11 protein-coding genes are annotated in these 16,524 nt (G+C 48.8%); 2 read left to right on the forward strand and 9 right to left on the reverse strand.

Annotation, left to right across the window (positions count from 1 at the left end; all coding sequences use genetic code 11):
• Positions 1-49 precede the first annotated feature (49 nt).
• From ACJJIV_RS14865 to ACJJIV_RS14905, 9 genes are all read right to left on the reverse strand, one after another.
• On the reverse strand, positions 50-775 hold the full coding sequence (locus ACJJIV_RS14865) for a dienelactone hydrolase family protein (protein WP_444889480.1): 726 nt from the start codon (positions 773-775) through the stop codon (positions 50-52).
• A gap of 34 nt (positions 776-809) precedes the next feature.
• Complete coding sequence (locus tag ACJJIV_RS14870) at positions 810-1,223, reverse strand: VOC family protein (protein ID WP_444889481.1); 414 nt, start codon at positions 1,221-1,223, stop codon at positions 810-812.
• A gap of 275 nt (positions 1,224-1,498) precedes the next feature.
• Positions 1,499-4,261 (reverse strand): nitrate reductase, encoded by a 2,763-nt coding sequence (locus tag ACJJIV_RS14875; RefSeq protein WP_444889482.1) that lies wholly within the window; start codon positions 4,259-4,261, stop codon positions 1,499-1,501.
• 12 nt (positions 4,262-4,273) lie between these two features.
• A complete protein-coding gene (gene nirD / locus ACJJIV_RS14880) occupies positions 4,274-4,702 on the reverse strand; it encodes a nitrite reductase small subunit NirD (protein WP_252083207.1) in 429 nt (142 codons plus the stop codon).
• A 78-nt stretch (positions 4,703-4,780) separates the two neighbouring features.
• A complete protein-coding gene (gene nirB, locus ACJJIV_RS14885) occupies positions 4,781-7,318 on the reverse strand; it encodes a nitrite reductase large subunit NirB (RefSeq protein ID WP_444889483.1) in 2,538 nt (845 codons plus the stop codon).
• A gap of 331 nt (positions 7,319-7,649) precedes the next feature.
• Entirely contained in the window at positions 7,650-9,428 is a 1,779-nt protein-coding gene (locus ACJJIV_RS14890; RefSeq protein WP_444889484.1) for a bifunctional protein-serine/threonine kinase/phosphatase, read from the reverse strand.
• Positions 9,418-10,881: a NarK family nitrate/nitrite MFS transporter gene (locus tag ACJJIV_RS14895; RefSeq protein ID WP_252083204.1), complete on the reverse strand. Its 1,464-nt coding sequence runs from the start codon at positions 10,879-10,881 to the stop codon at positions 9,418-9,420. The genes ACJJIV_RS14890 and ACJJIV_RS14895 overlap by 11 nt, the downstream gene beginning before the upstream one ends.
• A gap of 180 nt (positions 10,882-11,061) precedes the next feature.
• The gene (locus ACJJIV_RS14900) at positions 11,062-12,126 is read right to left on the reverse strand and encodes a CmpA/NrtA family ABC transporter substrate-binding protein (protein WP_444889485.1); all 1,065 of its coding nucleotides are present in this window, start codon (positions 12,124-12,126) and stop codon (positions 11,062-11,064) included.
• A gap of 7 nt (positions 12,127-12,133) precedes the next feature.
• Positions 12,134-12,721 (reverse strand): ANTAR domain-containing response regulator, encoded by a 588-nt coding sequence (locus ACJJIV_RS14905; protein WP_444887113.1) that lies wholly within the window; start codon positions 12,719-12,721, stop codon positions 12,134-12,136.
• A gap of 705 nt (positions 12,722-13,426) precedes the next feature.
• On the opposite strand from ACJJIV_RS14905, the gene ACJJIV_RS14910 reads away from it, so the two are divergent.
• Both ACJJIV_RS14910 and pntB read left to right on the forward strand, forming a co-directional pair.
• On the forward strand, positions 13,427-14,977 hold the full coding sequence (locus ACJJIV_RS14910; protein ID WP_444889486.1) for a Re/Si-specific NAD(P)(+) transhydrogenase subunit alpha: 1,551 nt from the start codon (positions 13,427-13,429) through the stop codon (positions 14,975-14,977).
• Positions 14,978-14,992: 15 nt separating this feature from the next.
• Positions 14,993-16,384, forward strand: coding sequence for a Re/Si-specific NAD(P)(+) transhydrogenase subunit beta (pntB, locus tag ACJJIV_RS14915; protein ID WP_444882653.1), 1,392 nt, complete (start codon positions 14,993-14,995; stop codon positions 16,382-16,384).
• Positions 16,385-16,524: the final 140 nt, after the last annotated feature.

The raw sequence follows: 16,524 nt of genomic DNA on the forward strand, positions 1-16,524 counted from the left end.
GGTATTTTTGCGGGGTGAACTATTCGGCCCCTGAGATATTTGATTGAAACTACTGGAAAATTTTCCGATAAAAATCCAGAGTGCCCAGCCATGCGTCCTGCGCGGCTTCCTGGTTATAGGCCAGCGGCAGGCCAAATTTCTGCCCGCGCTCAGTTGCAGCAGGATTGGTGAAGCCGTGCAATACGCCGGGGTAGCTCACCAGGGTAAATTTGGCCTCGGCCTCCTGCATCTCCGCCACAAAAGCGCCAACCTGTTGCGGTGGGATCATGCTATCGGCACCACCGGTGTAAACCAATAATTCCGCTTGGACTCCCCCTTTTTTGGTACGAACCTCGCTGGCCAGGGCTCCGTGGTAGCTGACCACGCCACGAAGTTCCACACCGAGGCGTGCCATGGTCAAGGCTACGCCACCACCAAAGCAATAGCCCTGAGCAGCGACTTGAGTTTCCTCGACAACTTTATGCTGCTGAAGCAGGGTGAGGGCGGTGCGGAAACATGCCTCGAGGGATACAGGATTCTCAAGTGCCTCATCGCGATACTGCTGGGCTTCAGCGGGATCATCAGTTTGCTTGCCACTACCAAACATATCCACCGCAAATGCACAGTAACCCTGTCCGGCGAGCCTTTCCGCCTGCTCGCGTACAAAGGCATTGTGACCCCACCATTCGTGAACCAGCATAACGCCGGGACGTTTTTTTTGAGTTGTGTCGTCCCAGGCGAGATAGCCGCTATAGGACTTGCCATCTACCGCATATTCGATCACTTCGGTTTTCATCGTTGCATGTCTCTCTGGCGAATGATAGATACTGTTATTTCAATAATTTGGGGGGGCCTTTGAGTTCCACTAAATTTTGCTCGGGATCATAAATATAAATTGATGGGCCCATGCCTTCGGCACCGTAGCGCTGTTGTGGCGCGGAGGGTTCAATATTCTTCCCCTTCAAATAAGCAATGATTTTATCGGCTTCGAAAGTGTCTATACGTAAACAGAAATGATGTAAATTACGCCCCTCTATGCCTGGGGCTGTACCACCCTCGCGACCGATGCCTTGATCAACTGGAACCAGATCGATCAATGAGTGCCCTGCGCGCAACTGATAGAGACCCAATTCCTTATTCTCTCGCTCCATGGTGCAGCCGAGGGCTCCTTCATAAAAATCGCGCATTGCAGCCAGGGATTTAACCCTCAGCACTACATGGTCAATATGTTGAATTTTGAACACTGGAATTCCTTATAATTGTGGTGGGCGCTAATCTGGCGAATAAAAAATAATACAAATAACCGCCACCGCTGCTAAAAGCCAATAATGGCTGTGGTTGAAACCTTTGATCCAAATATCTGCGCCAGTGTATTAACGGCTCTAAGTGTAGGGGGTGTGAGGCTTTATGGGCCAGGTGGGGCGTGTATTGCGACTAGTGCTATGCCTTTGCGCGGAGTGCTGGTTGAGAAAACCGCAATCCGCGCATTTGGATATGAATTTATCGAACAATATTGGTCTTAAGCGCTATAAACCTTATCAAATTTCTCACGCAGGCTTTTTGCCGATCTGACAATCTCTGTTTCCAGCACCGCCGCAACTGCGTGGTTCTGTGCATTATGCTGCAGTCTCGTGCGCAACAGCTGGGAAATCTCTGGCTTGCAGGAACCACAGCGGGTCCCGCAACCCAAGGCGTCACCCAGCGCATCAATGGAATCGGCCCCCTGGTTGATTGCTTTTTCAATCTGTGGACGTGAAACCTGCATACAGGTGCATACTATGCGCTCACCTGGTGGAATTGCCTGGAGAAACTGGGCAGGGTTTTCAGGTAATTCCAGTTGTAGGTAGCGTTCCAGGGTGCGTCGATCAGGAAGTGTCTGCCAATCATTACTGGAAAAAATAAGAAGCTCTATTTGTTCGCTATAAGCAAGCCAACGCTGGCTATTTAAGGTCTCTATTTGCTGCCAGCGTATATCTGGATTTTTTTGTAGTAATTGGGCACCCAGTTGGCGGCCATTCAAGGGGGTGCTGAGCGCCAACTCAAAGCGATATCCATTTTGACAGGGCACTCGATACCAGTGCAGTAGATTTTCTTCCATATGGGTCTGTAGCCAGCGCCAAAGGTTTTGTGCCAGTGGTTCCGGGCAAATAAGGGTGATAAAGCTCTTACAGGCGAGGGCTTTCAGCTGAACCGGTACCTGTTTGAATTCGGGCTGACCGGAAATTGGGTCTACCTCTGCCCCGGCAAGAGCGCTGACCTTAGACTCTTGGGCCAAGGTCTGGCTCCAATGAATAGGAGCGAATAGCTCACCGGGTTTTTGGCCACTGTTTAATACCGCACGTCCGCACATTCTACCCTGGGCACTGTGTAACTCTACCAACACGCCCTCGTCTATACCGTATTTACGCGCGTCTCTGGGGTTTATCTGAATTTCGGCAATCTCACTGTGATCCAGCAATTTCCGCGAGCGGCCGGTACGGGTCATGGTGTGCCATTGGTCACGTATGCGGCCGCTGTTTAGCCATAGGGGATAACTAGGGCTTATTTGTTGCCGGGGTGTACGCGGCTTGACAGCAATAAAATTGGCTCGACCAGTTTCAGTGAAAAATTTTCCGTTGCCAAATAATCGTGCACTACCCTGGGGATTTTCCCGATTTACCGGCCACTGTACTGGCTGAAGCGCATCGTATTCATTTTGCTCGATATTACTAAAGAGTGAGATATCAAAGGCGCGACTGCCGTTATTTTCGAAACCGGACAATTGTGCATGTTCTCGAAAGATATCTGCGGGATGGGCAAAGTTAAACTGCTCGCGGAACCCTAGGCGGCTGGCCAAATCACAGATAGCCTGCCAGTCGTGACGCGCCTCTCCAGTGGGATCGATAAAAGTGCGCTGCCGGGAAATACGCCGCTCTGCATTGGTAACTGTGCCGTTTTTCTCTCCCCAGCCAGTGGCCGGCAGTAGTACATCGGCACAGCGGGCGGTATCGGTATCGGCGATGCAATCGGAAACAATCACCAGTGGACATTTACGTAGTGCCTCAGTCACCCTCTCTGCTTCAGGCATACTCACCGCGGGATTAGTGGCCATAATCCAGATTGCTTTGATCTGGCCGGTCTCCACTGCATGGAACATATCCACCGCTTTTAGTCCGGGGGCCATTGCCATATTGGGAGCATCCCAGAAGCGTCGCACCCGATCGATATCACTCTCTTTAAACTCCATATGGGCGGCGAGCATATTGGCCAGGCCGCCTACTTCACGCCCCCCCATCGCGTTGGGTTGGCCGGTAATAGAGAAAGGACCAGCTCCAATCTTGCCAATGCGACCTGTTGCCAGGTGGCAGTTAATGATTGCATTGTTTTTGTCTGTGCCGCTACTGGATTGATTAACCCCCTGTGAGTAAAAGCTAAGTGTTTTTTCTGTTTCGGCAAACAAACGGAAGAAAGCTAATAACTTTTCTGCAGGTACACCACAACTCAGTGCAGTTTGCTGAAGGGACCAGTGCTGGGCCGCTTCCAGTGCCAGCTCAAAGCCTTGGGTATGATGCTGAATATAGTGGTGATTGAGGCGGTTGTGCTGGGCGAGGAAATTAAGCAGACCATTAAACAGTGCTGCGTCGCTGCCGGGATTTATCGCCAAGTGCAGATCGGCCATCTCGCTGGTAGCGCTAGCCCGCGGATCAACGACTACAATTTTGGCCTTGCCTGCCTGCATACGCTGGAACAGTATCGGGTGGGTCCAAGCGGCGTTAGAGCCTATTAAAACAATAAGATCTGCCTCTTCCAGATCCTCATAACAACAGGGCACGGCATCTGCACCCAGAGCGCGCTTGTATCCAGCTACGGCTGAGGACATGCAAAGGCGTGAATTGGTATCAATATTGGCGCTGCCAATAAACCCCTTCATTAATTTATTAGCAACATAATAGTCTTCAGTAAGGAGTTGCCCGGAAAGGTAAAAAGCTACTGAATTCGGGCCATGCTCGTGAATATTGCGGGCGAATTCATTGGCCACATAAGACATAGCGGTATCCCAGTCACAGGCTTCGCCATGCAAATGTGGGCGTAAGAGTCTCCCATGCTCACCGAGTGTCTCCCCAAGGGATGAGCCCTTAACACACAAACGGCCAAAATTAGAGGGGTGCTGTTTATCACCTGTGGCGGAAATTACAGAAGTACTTTGCCGCTTTTCCTTGTTAATAGTTACTCCACAGCCCACCCCACAATAGGGGCAGGTAGTACAGGAACGCTGGGTGCTTAGGTATTCCTTTACTGCCATTATTATTCTTGCTTATTTATCACAACCGATATAAACGGTATTTCCATTAAATGCTAAAGGGTAAGTGGCAAGCTGGATATTACCGTCCTCCATACAAACGCCATCTTCAAGGCGAAAGTGATGTTTATATAGTGGTGAGGCAATAGTTAATTCACCATCCAGTTCTGCGATTATTCCCCGTGAAATAATGCCAGCTTGTGCGATCGGGTCCCAGTTGTCAACGGCGTAAAGTTGTCGCTCTTGCCCCGGTAAAAAAAATAGGGCGATACCTTTCCTCTCAGGTTTTGCTAGATAGTCCGTTTTTTCTGAGGAGGTATCGCCCCAAAGGGCACACACCCCGGAGTTGCTGACTAAATCTGATCTTTGGCAGATCGGCAGCCAATGGGGGTGGGTTATGGCATTGGATGTATGTGAGCTTTGTCTGGCGCTGGCTTGGTGCATAACAATTTCCTTGCGGGATTAAGAGAAAAATCAGCAATTGAAATTAAATTTTCATAAATTAAATGTATAGGATTGTCTCTATGCAGATTCAGCAGTTTCTATTATTTCTTCAATAGTTGCGGGACGGGGCTGGCCGCGTTCCTTGACGAAAATAATATTGTCATCACTCTCATTGCTGTTAACAAACTGACGAAATCGTTTAAGTTTTTCCGGATCGTTGATTGCGGACTTCCATTCACACTGATAACTATCGACAACGCGTTCCATCTGGATTTCCAGTTCGGTACAGATTCCCAATTTGTCATCGATAATGACTTCACGTAGATAGTCGAGTCCGCCATCAAGGCTTTCCAGCCATACCGAGGTGCGCTGCAATTTATCGGCAGTACGCACATAGAACATCAGGAAACGATCGATATAGCGAATCAGGGTTTCATCATCCAGGTCGGTAGCGAATAGATCGGCGTGGCGCGGGCGCATGCCGCCATTGCCGGCAACAAATAAGTTCCAGCCTTTTTCTGTGGCGATAACGCCCACATCCTTGCTCTGCGCCTCGGCGCACTCGCGTGTACAGCCCGATACAGCCATCTTTATTTTGTGTGGGGAGCGAAGCCCCTTGTAACGGTTTTCTACACGCAGGGCCATGGAAACACTGTCCTGCACACCAAAGCGGCACCAAGTACTACCTACACAGGACTTTACCGTGCGCAGAGATTTGCCATAGGCATGGCCGGTTTCAAATCCCGCATCAATGAGTTCCCGCCAAATTTCCGGTAGTTGTTCCAGGCGTGCGCCAAACAAATCGATACGCTGGCCACCGGTAATTTTGGTGTAGAGGTTATAGCGTTTGGCAACATCGCCAATCACGATGAGTTTCTCTGGTGTGATTTCTCCACCGGGAATACGCGGTACTACAGAGTAGCTACCATTTTTCTGCATATTCGCCATAAACGTATCATTGGTATCCTGCAGGCCAACGTGGGCTTGCTCCAGGATATGTTCATTCCATAGGGAGGCGAAAATAGAGGCGGCGGTGGGTTTACATACTTCGCAGCCCTTGCCGCTACCATGCTTTTGAAGGAGATCATCGAAGGTTTTAATTTCCTCCACCTGAATAATGTGGAACAACTCTTGGCGACTATAGGGGAAGTGTGTACAGAGATGATTGTTGACCTCCATTCCCAGAGCGGCTAATTCACTATCGACGATATCCTTCAGCAATGCGGCACAACCACCACAACCCGTGGAGGCCTTGGTGGCATCCTTCACTTCAGCCAAGGTATGACAGCCGCCATGTACAACATCCAGAATTTGCCCTTTACTCACGTTATAACAGGAGCACACGGTAGCATTAGTGGGGAGAGCGGAAGCACCAAGGAGTGATTCCGCTCCGTCAGTTGAGGGAAGAATCAGTTGTTCCGGGTGCTCTGGCAGGCCGATATCATTGAGATGATATTGCAGAAGAGTATCGTAATCCCCAGTATCACCAACCAGTACAGCGCCGAGCAGTTTCTGGCCTGTAGCATCGGTTATCATACGCTTGTACACGCCGCTCTGCTCATCGACAAAAGTAATTGCTGCAGCGCCTTCGCTGCGGCCGTGAGCATCGCCAATAGAGCCAACCTGCACACCGAGAAGTTTTAATTTAGTGCTCATATCGGCACCATTAAAAAACGTCTCCATACCGGTGAGCTGTGCGACGGTGGTGCGAGCCATACTGTAGCCTGGAGCCACCAGGCCAAAAATTTGCCCCTCATAGAGAGCGCACTCACCGATGGCAAAAATGTTGGGGTCTGATGTACGACAGCGGTTGTCGATGACAATACCTCCTCGCTCACCGACTTGCAGTCCTGAGGATTTTGCCAGCTCATCTTGAGGGCGAATTCCTGCAGAGAACACGATCATATCGGTAATCAGTTCGTCCCCCCCTTTAAATTGCATACGCAAGCGGCCGTCAGCGTCTGTAATAAGTTCGGTAGCTCGGCTGGTATGTACAGTAACGCCAAGGGCCTCGATTTTTTTTCGCAGTAAATTGGAGCCGCCCTCATCAAGCTGAGTGGACATCAGTCCTGGAGCAAATTCCACCACATGGGCGTCAAGCCCCAGGGTTTTCAAGGCGTTTGCCGCTTCCAAACCGAGCAGGCCACCACCGACAACGACGCCACTTTGCGCGTTAGACGCAGCTGCGCGAATCGCATTCAAATCTTCGATGGTGCGGTAGACAAAGCAGCGCTCGTGTTGATGCCCTGGGATGGGGGGCACAAAAGGATAGGAGCCAGTAGCGAGGACCAATTGATCATATCTATGTAAGCTTCCAGTCTGGGTGGTAACAGTTTGCTTTTCGCGATCGATGGAAGCTATCGGATTATTGAGCTCTAGCTCAAAACCCCATTGTCGATATTGCTCAATATGACCCATCGCCAAATCTTCCGCACTGCACCCAGCGAAGTATTCGGATAGATGTACTCGATCATAAGCAGGTCTGTTTTCCGCACAAAAGACTGTGACGGTAAAACCGATGCTTTCATTTTTTTCTGCCAGCTGCTCAAGAAAGTGGTGCCCGACCATGCCGTTACCAATCACAACCAGCTTTTGCTTTTTTGTCTTTTCCGTCATTGATATTCCTGCCATCTAGAAGCGATTCTCTTGGCAGGAGGGGCGGATGATATGACAAGGGCGCCTCCTCTTCTGCCGAAGAGTACAGGCGCCGTTGCCTCGAATTGGGGGATAATTTTGTTGGTCATTAAATACATTCAATCTTCATGCCAGTATTTATCCCAGGGATGGCGCCTATCCGCTCCTATTGTCCACAATTTTTGCGATATGTTGGTGCAGAAAACCTTTTTTCTGCTCTGAATTGGTGCTTAGTTAAATTTTGTGGATTATTAAGCGGGAAATGTCATCTTAAGTTACTGAGAGACAAATGAGGGATTAACCAAGAGGGGCTTTAGAAAACATACAGAAGGTGGGAAAGTAGTAGGATCAGCGCTATGAGCTGCCAGAATAAAATTGGATTTTTTTCCAGTAGAGGATGGCTCTGGGCAGGTTTGAAGGTTGGATTGGGATGCTGCAGGTCCTGGATAAATTCGGATAGGCTATCGTATCTATGTTTAGGATTGGGAGCACAGGCTTTTTGCAAGGCACTATCTATCCAGTGGGGGATATCCTTGCGGTGCACATATGCATTTGTATAACGCAATTGTTGATAACTTTTGAGGTGATAGTGCAGATTGCCGAGGCGCTCAGGGTAGGGATATTTTCCTGTGAGTAATTCATAGGCAATTACTCCGAGAGAAAAAATATCCGAACGATGGCTGGCGCTATCGCCATAAAAGAATTCAGGAGCCGCATAATTCTTACTGCCTGGAGTATCAATTTCTGTGAAATGTAATTGCTCTCTAAGGCCTGGCCCATCGACCCCTCCGAGGTCAATGATCACTAGGCGACCATTGTTGCGGATCATAATATTCTCCGGCTTCAGATCGCCGTGCACAATCTCTAATCGCTGCAGGCTGCGCAGGGCACTTACCAGCTGAGAAAGTAATTCCCTTACCTGGGATACTTCTGGCTGAGGGTTAAGTTGCATCCACTGTCGCAGCGTCTGCCCCTCAATATATTCGAGAACATGATATAGGCAAGCGCGTTCGGCTCTTGGAGCGTATAGCTTGATAACCCCTGGATGATTTATTCGCCTGCCGGTCCATTCTTCGGCGATAAAACGCTCGATATAGTTTGGATCATCACAGTAATTTACCGATGGAGTTTTCAACGCGCGAAGCTCTCCAGTCACATGATCTTGGGCCAGGTATAGGTGGCTACGTTTGCTGGCATATAGCTCCTGCAAAATAAGAAAGCCATCGAGTTTTTGTCCCGGGCTCAGATCGGGAGTGAAGGGAAGCGTTCGGCTGTGCATTGCCAATTCGTCGCATTGAGGAAAGTCCAGATTATTAACCCTGGCGACGACTGCACTCAGGTTATCTTTGGAACCTGATTTTAGGGCCGCATCAATGAGTTGTTGTGGTGTAGTTTTGTCAAACTCAGAAAGTCTTTTCTGGATAGAAGTCTCTGGCAAAAAATCGTGAATGCCATCGCTACTCAGTAAATAAATATCACCGGTTTGCAGTGCTTCACAACGGTAGTCCACTTCAATATGGACATCCATTCCCAGGGCTCTACTGAGAAAAGTTCGCCCAGGAGACAGCTGGTGGCTGTGATCACGCGTGAGACACTCAAGCTTGCCAGCACGCAGGCGGTAGATACGTGTATCGCCGATATGCACCATGTGGGCGCTGGTACCTTTAAAAATCAGGGCTGAGAAAGTGGTCAGCCAACCCCGCTGGATTTCCACACTGCCTCCACTTTGCCGGTATAGCCAGCTGTTGAGGGAGTGAAGTACTCGTGCAACAGCATGGCGAGTAGACCAGGTTTCCGGGGTGCTGTAATAGTCCGAGAAAAAACCGTTGATGGCTGCACGAGCAGCTTCGCCGCCGGCCTCGGCGCTGGCGACGCCATCCGCTACTGCGGCGAGTGCGCCATAGCGCTTTAACTCTAGCCTCTCGGGTAGCCGTACGGCACAAGCATCATCATTGTGTTGGCGATGACCGGAACAGGTAGCACTGAAAATTTGCAGAGCATGCAACTCTTTACTCTGCAAATTTTTAGAAGCTCCATGGGCGTTTTGTATCCCTACCGGAGTTTTTGTGTGCTGTTCTTTATCAGGCGACATCGATCATCGACACGCTGCCATCTGGGTGTACCTCAGCCATTTGACCCTCGGGTTCCTCCAATAATAACAGTGCTGTAAAGCCCAGAAGAGCGGTGATGCCGATAACCATAAAAAATGTTTGGTAGGAAACCAGGCTTAACACGGTGAGATAAAAAACTGCTCCGACATTGCCGTAGGCCCCAGTCATACCTGCGATCTGCCCGGTAAGACGGCGCTTGATTAGAGGGACTACAGCAAATACAGCCCCTTCACCGGCTTGCACAAAGAAAGAGCAGGCCATGGCAGCGGCTACCGCCAAGTAGAGTGGCCATTCGGCATCAATCAGGCTCATGGTGAAGTAACCCAGTGCCAGGCCTGCAGTTAGTATCAGCAAGGTGGGTTTGCGTCCCCAGCGATCACTGATTAAGCCGCCTGCTGGACGAGACATCAAGTTCATGAAGGCATAAGCTGAGGCAAGTAATCCCGCTTTTACAGGGTCTAGGGTAAAAGTCTCAGAGAAAAACAGTGGCAACATGGATACTACTGCGAGTTCTGAACCAAATGTAGCAAAGTAAAGAAGGTTGAGTACCGCTACCTGCTTAAATTTGTAACGATGTACGGGAGCCGGTGGATTAGTGAAAATCTCCCGGTTGATGCTATATGTCTTGCGTGCATCCAGTAGGTAAAGTAAGCCGAGCCCACAATAAATCAAGGTGGCAGCGAGGCTGGAAATCAAGTTTACACCGCTTGAAAGTTTCCAGGTCAACAACGCCAGTGCGGCATACATTGGTACCTTCATAATCAGTAACAGTACAAAGTCTCCTGAACTAGTGACCTCCATAGCCCCTATTTTTTTGGGTTTGAAATAAGTGGAGCCCTTGGGGGTATCGGTAACGGAGAAGTAGTAAATCACACTATATACCAGTGCAATAACTCCGGTGATTCCAATCGCATAGCGCCAGCCATTGTCGCCACCAAAAAATAGAGCGATGGTCGGTAAGCTCATAGCGGCAGCGGCAGAGCCAAAATTACCCCAACCGCCGTAAATTCCCTCAGCAGTGCCCAGTTGACGGGCGGGGAACCACTCGGAAACCATGCGGATACCAACGACAAAACCAGCGCCAATAAAACCGAGCAGAAAGCGACCTATTGCCGCCTGCATAAAGTTATCCGCTAAGGCAAAAATAAAGCAGGGTACACTGCCGATAGCAAGCAGCAGGGAGTAGGTAAGCCTGGGGCCGTATTTATCGGTGAGCATCCCGATTACTACTCGTGCTGGAATGGTTAGAGCTACATTTAAGATCAGTAGCGTTTTTACCTGATCAGGAGTCAATGACAGGCTTTTCGATATTGCCATCAATAATGGGGCATGGTTAAACCAGGCAAAAAACGTAATAAAGAAGGCCACCCAGGTTAGGTGAAGAATCTTTATCCTTCCTCGAAATGAAAAAAGATTGAGGGATTCACTAGACATGCGCATTTCCTTTATTTGCATACTTCACAGGCATAAAAAAAGCCCACCACCGCGCCCCTTTGGTCGCAGTCAATGGACTCCATTGCCCGATATTTTTGTTGAAAGAGCGATTGACTGTGCGAATGCGCCTAGCGGCAAGCCATTGCACCATCGATATATACTCATTCAATTAATGTGCCATTATTTCTTGGAATTGAGGAAATCCACAGTTTGATGGTATAGCTCTGGCCTGAAGTTTTGACTGTTTATCGTTGCTATTTCACTAAACCCCCTGCACATCTCTATTAACTGCCGGGCTTTTGTCTCACAGGTACGACCGTTGTCATTATCGATATGGGCAAACAGGTGCCAGCCTGGGTTGGCTATGATATTGGTGTTGCGGCGGTAGAGAATCTGATCATTCAGGGAGCGCTGCAACAGTGACTCTGGTAAATTCAGATAGTGTTTCTGTGATAATAGTCCGGCGGCTTCGCAGCGATTTTCTCTTGCTATTAACCAGGAGCAGGCTTTCAGTAATGCTGCACGCAAAGCCAGGTGGCTGACCGGGTTGGCCTTATGCCAGCTTTGGGTCACAGCTAATACTTTTTCCGGCATTGCCGGCAATAGTGTATTGCAGGCCGTAACAACCACTCCAGTACCCTTTTGGGCTGCAAGGCTATTCCATGGTTCGCCAACACAGTAACCATCAATAATGCCGCTGAGAAGGCTTTCCAGCATTTGTTCGGGGGGTAATATAATAAGCTGTATATCCCGATCCGGATTCACACCTGCGGCCTGTAACCAATGGCGCAACTGTAGTGTGTGACTGGAGAATGGGTAAACCGTGGCCAGTCTTATCGGTGAGATGCCAGTGTTTTTCTGCAGGTACTGTTTTAGTGCTACACCAATATCAGTTTTCGTTTCTTCTTTTGTGTAGTGCTGGAGGCGTTGATAGAGATCCTCAGATAGGGTAATGGCGTTGCCATTACAACTGAGAATCAAACCACTGATAAGTCGCTCTTTACAGTCAGGTAGAGTTTCTGGGAGCGTTAATGGCATAGGGGCCAGCATGGCTGCGGCATCGGCCCTACGCCCGATCAATTTATCGCGCAGAGTTGCCCAGGAAGTCTCCCGCTTTAACTCCACCTCAAGGCCAAATTGACTAAAGTAACCTTTCTCCTTGGCAACGATTAGGGGGGCGCTGTCGGTGAGTCTCAGATACAGCAGCTTGATTGATTTCTTTTCCGGGTACAGTAAGGAAGACATTAGGGATTCAGTGCTCGCTCTGAAAATATTGAATAAGCTGTTCGGCTACCGCGTGCATGGTGGCATTACTACTCATAGCAAGATTACGCAAAATCTTATGCGCATCCTCCTCGTTGAGTTTTTTCTTGGCCATTAGTAATCCTTTGGCTCTTTCAATGGTTTTTCTATCACTGAGTTGCTGTTGGGTTTTCTCAAGTGATTGTCGCAACAGCTGAAAGCTCTTGAATTGAGCCATGGCAATTTCTATTGCCGGGGCAACTCTTTCGGTAGTGATCCCCTCGGCCATATATGCGCTGACCCCAGACTCAACTGCGCGACTGATAAAGTCCGCACTGTTGTGGCTGGAGAACATAGCTACTGGTGTGGGTGCCTCACGATTAACGATGGCAAGGCTCTCTAGGATGTCTCTATCAGGGGATTCAATGTCGATCAACACCACATCGGGGCGATATTTCTCTACTTGGAATAGAAGCCCTTCGGCACTGCTGATTTGCGCAACAATAGTGTATCCGGCAGATTTTAAACACTCACAGACAAGGTGAGCGCGTTCTTGATTATCATCAACCAACATGATGGCAGGGCTAATATTCGTCACGACTTGAAGTGGCACTCGTTTGTGGCTAGATAGACGGCTTACCAAAGTACAATCAAAACTTGTGCCAAAATCGTGAGAGAGGGGCAAATAAAATAAATTCTTCTAATTCCATGAAGTACAGTATGAGATATCCGTTGTTTCTTATTACGCCATTTTGGAACTATTGATCTTTTAGTACAAGAGGAGTTTTTGAGAGTAAATCTGGCCAGGTCACTTTGAAATGAAGATGCTAAAGAAGTTTTTTGAAACCATTTCCAGGTGGGTATATGAAAAGAATTTACATCATTATCAATTTCTGATGGGTGAAAGATCCTATTACCAGGTTTTTTTTGTGATGATTAGCCTAATGAGAAAGAACTTTTAGGGAATTAACAAACCCATTGTTTGGCCAGTGTGAAACCAAAGAGTATTTGTATTATTTAAGTTGGCCCGATTCCTTTGTTGCTTCTCACGGGTGATAGAAAGTTCCTTTTCACAGTTTATTATTTTTTTATCGCTGTGACCTTATGATGTGCTTGAATTAATGTTGCAGCTGTAACTTATTAATAGCCTTATAAATTTCACCAATTGTGGCTATTAGATAGCTTCTCTTTCAATCCCAGTTTGCTGAGTTTACACTCGGCCTGACTATAAAATGGGCAAACTAGTCCTTTTTGAGGTGGATGTAGTTGTAAATTCATAATATTAAATATGAGGGGCACGGCGGTGATAATAGCCATACCTAGAGAGACCGTAGAGGGGGAGGCGCGTGTTGCGGCAACTCCGGAGAGCGTAAAGCGATTAATTGACTTGGGTTTTTCTGTTGTTGTACAAGCCGGGGCTGGTGAAAAGGCTAGCTTTGCCGATGAGTTATATCGACAAGCTGGTGCTGAGATCCGTGGGGATATAGTGGCTTGCCTAAAGGGGGCGGAAGTTGTTCTTAAAGTGCAACCGCCAACGGATGAAGAGTTGGCTTTAATCCCTAAGGGGGCAACATTGATTGCCTTCTTAAAGCCAGCACAAAATGCCGAGCTCCTACAAAAGCTTGCCGATAATGATATTAACGCACTTGCCGTAGAGTCCATCCCCAGGATTTCCCGGGCCCAGAAAATGGATGCGCTCAGCTCCATGGCTAATATTGCCGGCTATCGTGCCGTCATCGAAGCCGCACATAATTTTGGTCGTTTTTTTACCGGGCAAATCACCGCGGCGGGAAAAATCCCTCCAGCCAAAGTTCTCGTTATTGGTGCCGGTGTTGCCGGACTCTCGGCAATAGGTACCGCTAAAGGTATGGGAGCCATCGTTCGGGCATTTGATACCCGAGCCGAGGTGCGCGAACAAGTAGAATCCATGGGGGCCGAGTTTCTCACAGTAGAGGTGGAAGAGGAGGGCTCGGGTTCTGGCGGATATGCCAAGGAGATGTCGAAGGAATTTATTGAAGCGGAAATGGCGTTGTTTCGCGAACAGGCCAAGGATGTGGATATTGTTATTACGACGGCATTGATACCCGGTAAACCAGCACCAAAACTATGGCTTGCCGATATGGTTGACAGCATGGCGCCTGGCTCTGTGGTGGTGGATCTGGCGGCAGAAATGGGGGGGAACTGTGATTACACTGTCCCTCATCAGAAAACTGTACATAGCGATGTGACAATCATTGGCTACACCAATTTACCCAGCCGTGCAGCGGCACAATCTTCCCGGTTGTACTCCACCAATCTCGCCCATTTACTCAGTGAACTCACTCCGAAAAAGGATGGTGAAATAGATCTTAATTTTGAGGATGAGGTTATTCGTGGGGCAACTGTGGTGAAGTCCGGGGAAACTACCTGGCCGCCTCCCGCCCCTAAGATCTCTGCGCAGCCCCAGAAGCCAACTAAAGTGGCTGAGGAAGCCAAGGTTTCCGTAGAAGATAAAATTGAAAAACGTAAATCACCCCTATCCATTTTTGTTTTCTGGGCAATCGCTGGAATATTACTTCTTTGGCTTGGCCGGGTAGCTCCATCAGACTTCGTTTCACACTTTACCGTTTTTGTGCTGGCCATTTTTGTCGGTTGGCAGGTAATTTGGAATGTCACCCATGCCCTGCATACCCCATTGATGAGTGTTACTAATGCGATTTCTGGGATTGTTGTGGTGGGGGCATTGTTGCAATTGGGAGCTACTGGTTCTGGGCTTGTAACCTTGCTGGCCTTTGTTGGTGTACTTGTAGCTAGTATCAATATATTCGGTGGTTTTTTTGTTACCTACCGGATGCTGAAGATGTTTCGTCGTTAAGAAAGGAGATAAGTGATGAACGGTATGATTGCAATGGCTTATCTTTTTTCCGCGGTAATGTTTATTTTAAGTCTGGGCGGTTTGTCCAGTCATGAAACTGCGCGCCGGGGGAATATCTACGGAATGGTTGGTATGGCGGTTGCCATAATAGCCACTATTTCCGGTATTGCCTCCGGCGCTTACTGGATGGTGATTATTGCCATGGTGGTGGGGGCTGTAATAGGCCTGTCACTCGCAAAACGCGTGGCTATGACGCAGATGCCGCAGATGGTAGCCCTTCTGCACAGCTTCGTTGGCCTTGCGGCAGTTTTAATTGGTTGGGGGGGCTTTCTCGATCCTCGAGTCAATCTCCATGGTTCTGCACATGTTGTGCACAGCACAGAAATTTATCTTGGGGTGTTTATTGGGGCTATCACCTTAACGGGGTCACTCGTTGCTTTTTGTAAGCTACAGGGCATAGTTTCCGGTAAGCCCTTGATGTTGCCGGCTCGGCACTGGCTTAACCTAATTGCTATCCTGGCCTGTATCGTATTAGGTGTGCTCTTTGTGCCTGCAGAAGTGAGTGGACCTACGGTTATCAATCTACTAGTGATGACCGCTATTGCTTTATTGTTAGGTATCCACTTAGTGGCTGCTATCGGTGGGGCTGATATGCCGGTGGTTATCTCCATGCTGAACAGTTACTCAGGATGGGCCGCAGCGGCTACTGGATTTATGCTAGGCAATGACCTGCTTATCGTAGTTGGTGCACTCGTTGGTTCTTCCGGTGCGATCCTCAGCTATATTATGTGCCGCGGTATGAATCGCTCTTTTATCAGTGTGATTCTCGGTGGTTTTGGCTCTGACGGTGGGGAAGTCTCCGATGAGGAAGTCGAGGGTGAGGTGATTGCCATTGACCAGCAGGAACTTGTCGATGACCTCAAGAGCGCCGATAGCATCATTATCGTGCCTGGGTTCGGAATGGCTGTTGCCCATGCGCAACAAGCCGTCAGCGACTTGACCGATCGCCTGCGCGGTATGGGTAAAACAGTGCGTTTTGGTATCCATCCTGTTGCAGGGCGACTGCCGGGCCATATGAATGTCTTACTGGCCGAAGCCAATGTGCCTTACGACATAGTGTTAGAGATGGATGAAATTAATCCCGACTTCCCCAGCACCGACTTGGTACTGGTGATCGGAGCCAACGACACTGTTAACCCCGATGCCGTAGAAAAACCCGGCTCTCCAATTGCTGGAATGCCTGTAGTGGAAGTTTGGAAAGCGCGCAAAGTGGTGGTGCTTAAACGTTCTATGGCCTCTGGTTATGCGGGTGTGGCAAATCCCCTGTTCTATAAAGAGAATACTCGTATGTTGTTTGGCGATGCCAAAGACAGTCTGCAGGGTGTAATTGGGAGGGTTTGCGACTAATAAAATAGCGCCTGATGTTTAATCATTAGGTGGCCATTACCCAATGGGGCTGAGACACTGATACCAGATTAGTATTGGATGTTTCAGCTCCATTTGTTTTTTCAGAGTGAAATTATTCTTAAATTTCTTTGACTATCGCT

This window comes from Microbulbifer mixtoriginis (SeqCode) (assembly GCF_052466765.1).

What these genes read in the sequence shown, in the direction of transcription:
- ACJJIV_RS14865 (WP_444889480.1), bottom strand. Translation starts at nt 775, where the DNA reads ATGAAAACCGAAGTGATCGAATATGCGGTAGATGGCAAGTCCTATAGC.
- ACJJIV_RS14875 (WP_444889482.1), bottom strand. Translation starts at nt 4,261, where the DNA reads ATGGCAGTAAAGGAATACCTAAGCACCCAGCGTTCCTGTACTACCTGC.
- nirD (WP_252083207.1), bottom strand. Translation starts at nt 4,702, where the DNA reads ATGCACCAAGCCAGCGCCAGACAAAGCTCACATACATCCAATGCCATA.
- nirB (WP_444889483.1), bottom strand. Translation starts at nt 7,318, where the DNA reads ATGACGGAAAAGACAAAAAAGCAAAAGCTGGTTGTGATTGGTAACGGC.
- ACJJIV_RS14890 (WP_444889484.1), bottom strand. Translation starts at nt 9,428, where the DNA reads ATGTCGCCTGATAAAGAACAGCACACAAAAACTCCGGTAGGGATACAA.
- ACJJIV_RS14895 (WP_252083204.1), bottom strand. Translation starts at nt 10,881, where the DNA reads ATGTCTAGTGAATCCCTCAATCTTTTTTCATTTCGAGGAAGGATAAAG.
- ACJJIV_RS14900 (WP_444889485.1), bottom strand. Translation starts at nt 12,126, where the DNA reads ATGTCTTCCTTACTGTACCCGGAAAAGAAATCAATCAAGCTGCTGTAT.
- pntB (WP_444882653.1), top strand. Translation starts at nt 14,993, where the DNA reads ATGAACGGTATGATTGCAATGGCTTATCTTTTTTCCGCGGTAATGTTT.